Here is a 5,040-nt window from a genome sequence, read left to right on the forward strand (position 1 = left end):
ACGACGACGAGCGGCGTCTGCTCCACGGTCACGTCGACGTCGGCCGACGCGGGCGCCGCCACGACGGCCGTCGCGCCGGTCGCGGACGCGACGCTCGCGGGCGCGGCGGGGGCCAGCGCGGCCGGGGCCACGCCGACGCCGAGCGCGATCGACAGGGCGAGGAGTGTTCGCATGACGGGTCCTGACGGCAGAGTGGGGTCGCCCTCTCGATCGAGCGGACGGGCCCAGGGTCAGCCGACCGTGACTGCCAGTCAAGGACCGCCGCGCTGGATGTCGCATTTGCCCCGAGATCGGGACCCGACAGCCGGGCTGCGTCGCCGGGTGGCGGACTGGCTACGCTGAGCCCTCACGCCCCACCGCCCCACCGCCCCGGAGGACCCACCCGTGCGCATGCTCGTCACCGGCGGAGCCGGTTTCATCGGCTCCAACTTCGTGCACCAGGTCGTGCGCGAGCACCCCGAGGTCCAGATCACCGTCCTCGACGCGCTGACCTACGCGGGCGACGAGAAGAGCCTCGCCCCGGTGTGGGACCGGGTGACCTTCGCCAAGGGCAGCATCACGGACCACGACATCGTGGACGACCTCGTGAAGAGCAGCGACGTCGTCGTGCACTTCGCGGCCGAGTCGCACAACGACAACTCGCTGCACGACCCGTGGCCGTTCGTGCACACCAACGTCATCGGCACCTACACGCTGCTGGAGGCGGTGCGCCGGTACGACGTGCGCTACCACCACATCTCCACCGACGAGGTCTACGGCGACCTGGAGCTGGACGACCCGGCGAAGTTCACGCCGGACACCCCGTACAACCCGTCGAGCCCGTACTCGTCCACGAAGGCGTCCTCGGACCTGCTGGTGCGCGCGTGGGCGCGGTCGTTCGGCGTGCGCGCCACGATCTCGAACTGCTCGAACAACTACGGGCCGTACCAGCACGTGGAGAAGTTCATCCCGCGGCAGATCACCAACGTGATCGACGGCGTGCGGCCGAAGCTCTACGGCACGGGCGAGAACGTCCGCGACTGGATCCACGTCGAGGACCACAACTCCGCGGTGTGGGACATCATCACGAAGGGCCGCCTCGGCGAGACCTACCTGATCGGCGCGGACGGCGAGGAGAGCAACAAGACCGTCGTCGAGCTGATCCTCGAGCTCACCGGGCAGGCGCCCGACGCCTACGACCTGGTCAGCGACCGCCCGGGGCACGACCTGCGGTACGCGATCGACGCCACCCGGCTCCGCACCGAGCTGGGCTGGCAGCCGCGGTACACGACGTTCCGCGACGGCCTGGCCGCGACGATCGACTGGTACCGGGCGAACGAGGCGTGGTGGCGGCCGCAGAAGGACGCCACCGAGGCGAAGTACGCGCAGCTCGGGCGCTGAGCCGGCGATGCGGACGCGCCAGCGCGGCCGCGTCCGGGCCGGCGCTGCGCCGCCCGCCGCGGCGGTCCCCGGCCCGTGGCCCCTGCGGCTGCTCGCCTCGGTGCCGGACCGGCTCGTCGTCCTGCTGCTCTGCCTGGCGGTCGCCTCGACCGCCGGCACCCTGACCGGCCAGTTCCGCCCGGAAGTCGTCCTGCCTGCCACCGCCGTCCTCGGGGCCCTGACCTGGCGCCTGGTCCCCACGGCACCCGGGCGGGCGGCCCCGGCCGCCGGCGGCGCGGTCGTGGCGGTGGCCCTCGCGGCGGCCTGGGTGGTCGCGAACGCGCCCTACGCCTCCCGCTACCTGGTCGTGCTCCGGGACCCGGGGTTCCTGACGCTGCGGGGCCTGTGGCTGTCGGAGCACGCCGACCCGAACCTGCCGCTGTCCGAGACGACGCGGTACATCGGGGCGCTGAACCCCGACATCACGGCGGTCCCCGCGGCCTACGCGGAGGCCGAGGGCCTGCTGCACGTCCAGGGCGCCACGCTGCTCCCCGCGCTGATCGGGTCGGTCGGCTGGGTCGCCGGCGCGCCGGGCGTGCTCGCCGGGAACCTGCTGATCGGCGCCGTCGCGCTGCTCGCGGTGTACTCCCTCGCCCGCCGCCTCGTCGGCCCGTGGTGGGCCCTGCTGCCCGTGGTGGTGCTCGGGACGTCCGTGCCGATGACCGTGTTCTCCCGCGGCGCGTACACCGAGCCGGTCGCGATGGCGTTCGTGTTCGGCGGGCTGAGCCTCGCCTGGGCCGCGCTGGCCGGCCGGCGGCTCCTCCCCCACCTCCTGGCGGGCGCGCTCGTGGGTGCCGCCGCGCTGGCGCGGATCGACGGCGCCGCGGTGGTGGTCGGGCTGGTGCTCGGCGTCGGCCTCGCGACCGCGGCGGCGCTCGCCCCCCGGCGGCGTGCCCGGCTCCGGGCCGCGCTGGGCCTGCAGGCCGCCGGGGCGCTCGCGATGGTGGGGCTGGGCTGGCTGGACCTGCGGGTGAACAGCCCCGAGTACCTCGAGAACCTCGGTGGCGAGTTCACCCGGCTCACCGCGGCGCTCCTCGCCGCCCTGCTGCTGGTCCTCGCGCTCACGCCGCGCCTGCCCTGGCAGCGGCTGCGCGCAGGGCTGCTCGCGCACCGCCGCGCGGCGTCCTGGACCGCCGCCGCCCTGGTGCTGGTCGTCGGCGCGGCGCTGGCGTCCCGCCCGTGGTGGTACGAGGGCCACGGGTTCCACCCGGAGTCCGCGTACGCCCAGGCCGTCGAGTGGCTGCAGGCCGCCGAGGGCCTGCCGCTGGACGGCACCCGCACCTACGACGAGCTGTCGCTGACGTGGGTGTCGTGGTACCACGGCTGGCCGTTCGTCGTGCTCGCCGTCCTCGGGCTCGCCGTGTCCGCGTGGCGGGCCGTGCGCGACCGGGACCCCCGGTGGTGGACCGTGCTCACGGTCGTCGCCGCGCCCTCGGTGCTCTACCTCTGGCAGGTCAGCATCACCCCCGACCAGGTGTGGGCGATGCGCCGCCTGCTCCCGGTGACGCTGCCCGGCTTCGCGGTCACGGCGACGGTCGCGGTCGCCGCCCTGTGGTCCGCGCGCCGCTGGTGGGCCCGCGCGGGCGCGGTCCTCGCCGCCGTCGCCGTCGCCGTGGTACCGGTCACCACGTGGCACGGGCTGTTCCGCGTCGTCGAGCAGGACGGCCGGCTCGCCGAGGCGCAGACCGTGTGCGCGGCGCTCGGCACCGACCGCGTGCTCTACGTCCGCGCCGGCGGCCCGCCGTACCTCGCCACGCTCCGCAGCGTGTGCGACGTGGAGGGGCTCGAGATCAGCTCGGTCCCCGACGCCGACCGCCTCGCGGACCTGCACGACGACTGGGGCCCCTTCGACGTCGTGACGTTCGCGGACTGGGCGCTCCCCTGGGTCGGCGGCACCACGCCCGCGCCGCTGCTCCGGACCACCACCACGTCCTGGGAGAGCACCCTCCTGGGCGTCCCGGACGGCTACGCCGTCGGCGAGTCGACGGTCTGGGTGGGGTCGGTGCGCCCCGACGGGGGCGTCGTCCCGGCACCCGGGTGACCCGCCGCCGGCCGGGTGATCTGCACGAATCCTTTACGGCGCACCCCCGCACGGTCCGCCCGGGGGTGCGCCCCGGCTCCTATGCTCCTCTCTCGTGACCTCCCGCCACGCCGCTCCTGCACGCCCCCGCGCCGTCCGCCACGGCCGGACCCGGCGCAGCCACGGCGTGCTGCGGGGCGCCGCCCTCGCCGTCGTCGCCGTGCTGTGCTTCGGCGCGTCCGGCGCGGCCGCCCTGTACGTCCAGCTCAACGGCAACATCAACACCATCGACGCGAGCGACCTGATCCAGGCGCTGCCGGAGCCGACGGCCACCGGCCCGGCCGACCCGGACGACCCGAACGCGGGCCGCGACGTCAACATCCTGCTGATGGGCTCGGACGAGCGCGACGGCGAGAACGAGGCCATCGGCGGCCACGTGGACGGCATGCGGTCCGACACGACGATCGTCGCGCACATCTCCGCCGACCGGACCCGCGTCGAGCTCATCTCGATCCCCCGCGACTCCCTGGTCGACATCCCGTCATGCACCATGTCGAACGGCGCGACCACCTCGGCCCAGCGCAACGCGATGTTCAACTCCGCGTTCGCGATCGGCGCCGACAACGGCGGCGACATCGCCTCGGCCGCGGCCTGCACCGTCAACACCGTGCAGCAGAACACCGGGGTGCGGATCGACCACTTCGTCGTGGTCGACTTCGCCGGGTTCACCAAGATGGTCGACGCGATCGGCGGCGTGCCGATCTGCGTGCCGAACGACATGAACGCCCCCAAGGCCGGGCTGTACCTCACCGCGGGCCAGCAGACGCTGAACGGCACGCAGGCCCTGGCCTTCGCCCGGGCGCGCACCGGCCAGGGCGTCGGCGACGGCTCCGACACCAACCGCCTGGGCCGGCAGCAGGAGCTGCTGGCCGCCGTGGTCCGGGAGCTGCTCGACAAGAACATGCTCACCGACATCACCCAGCTCATCCGGTTCCTCGACTCGGCGACCGAGTCCCTGTCGATCGACTCGGGCTTCAGCTCGATCTCCGACATGGCCGGGCTCGCCTACAGCCTCCGGGGCGCCTCGGCTGACAACATCTCCTTCATGACGATCCCGTTCGCGGCGGCACCGAGCGACCCGAACCGGGTGGTGTGGACCTCCGAGGCCGACGCCATCTGGGCCAACGTCGCGGCCGACCAGCCGATGCTGTCCGGCACCAGCCAGGACACCCCGGCGGCCGGTGACGGCGCCGCGGCGGCGGGCGGGACCGAGGCGGGCACGGACGCCGGCGCCGGGACCGACGCCGGCACCGGGACCGGGACGGACCCCGGCACGGACGCCGGCACCGGCGCGGACCCGGGCGCGGGCGCCGGGACGCCGGCCGCCCCCAGCACCCCGGAGACCTCCCAGACCCGCGAGGCGGGCAAGGAGGCGTTCTCCGCCGGTGACGTGACCGCGGTCTGCGGCTGACCGTGGCCCGCCCCGACGACCGCGACCGCGACGCCCGCAGGACGCCGCCGAGCTTCGCGCCCGGCAACGGCGCCCGCCGCCCCTCCGCCGACGGTGCCCAGCCCGTCGGTCCGGCACCCGAGCGCGACGC

The 5,040-nt window shown here is 74.8% G+C and carries 3 protein-coding genes; all 3 read left to right on the forward strand.

Features of this window, described 5'->3' with window-relative positions:
* Window positions 1-384 precede the first annotated feature (384 nt).
* A complete protein-coding gene (rfbB, locus tag FA014_RS17605; RefSeq protein WP_154730929.1) occupies window positions 385-1,380 on the forward strand; it encodes a dTDP-glucose 4,6-dehydratase in 996 nt (331 codons plus the stop codon).
* A 7-nt stretch (window positions 1,381-1,387) separates the two neighbouring features.
* Window positions 1,388-3,460: a hypothetical protein gene (locus FA014_RS17610; RefSeq protein WP_154730930.1), complete on the forward strand. Its 2,073-nt coding sequence runs from the start codon at window positions 1,388-1,390 to the stop codon at window positions 3,458-3,460.
* A gap of 94 nt (window positions 3,461-3,554) precedes the next feature.
* A complete protein-coding gene (locus FA014_RS17615; protein ID WP_230323346.1) occupies window positions 3,555-4,910 on the forward strand; it encodes an LCP family protein in 1,356 nt (451 codons plus the stop codon).
* Window positions 4,911-5,040 lie beyond the last annotated feature (130 nt).

This window comes from Cellulomonas hominis (genome assembly GCF_005239125.1).
GTDB classification, from domain to species: Bacteria; Actinomycetota; Actinomycetes; order Actinomycetales; family Cellulomonadaceae; genus Cellulomonas; species Cellulomonas hominis_A.

Coding starts and splice junctions, on each gene's coding strand:
- FA014_RS17610 (WP_154730930.1), top strand. CDS start 1,388: ATGCGGACGCGCCAGCGCGGCCGCGTCCGGGCCGGCGCTGCGCCGCCC.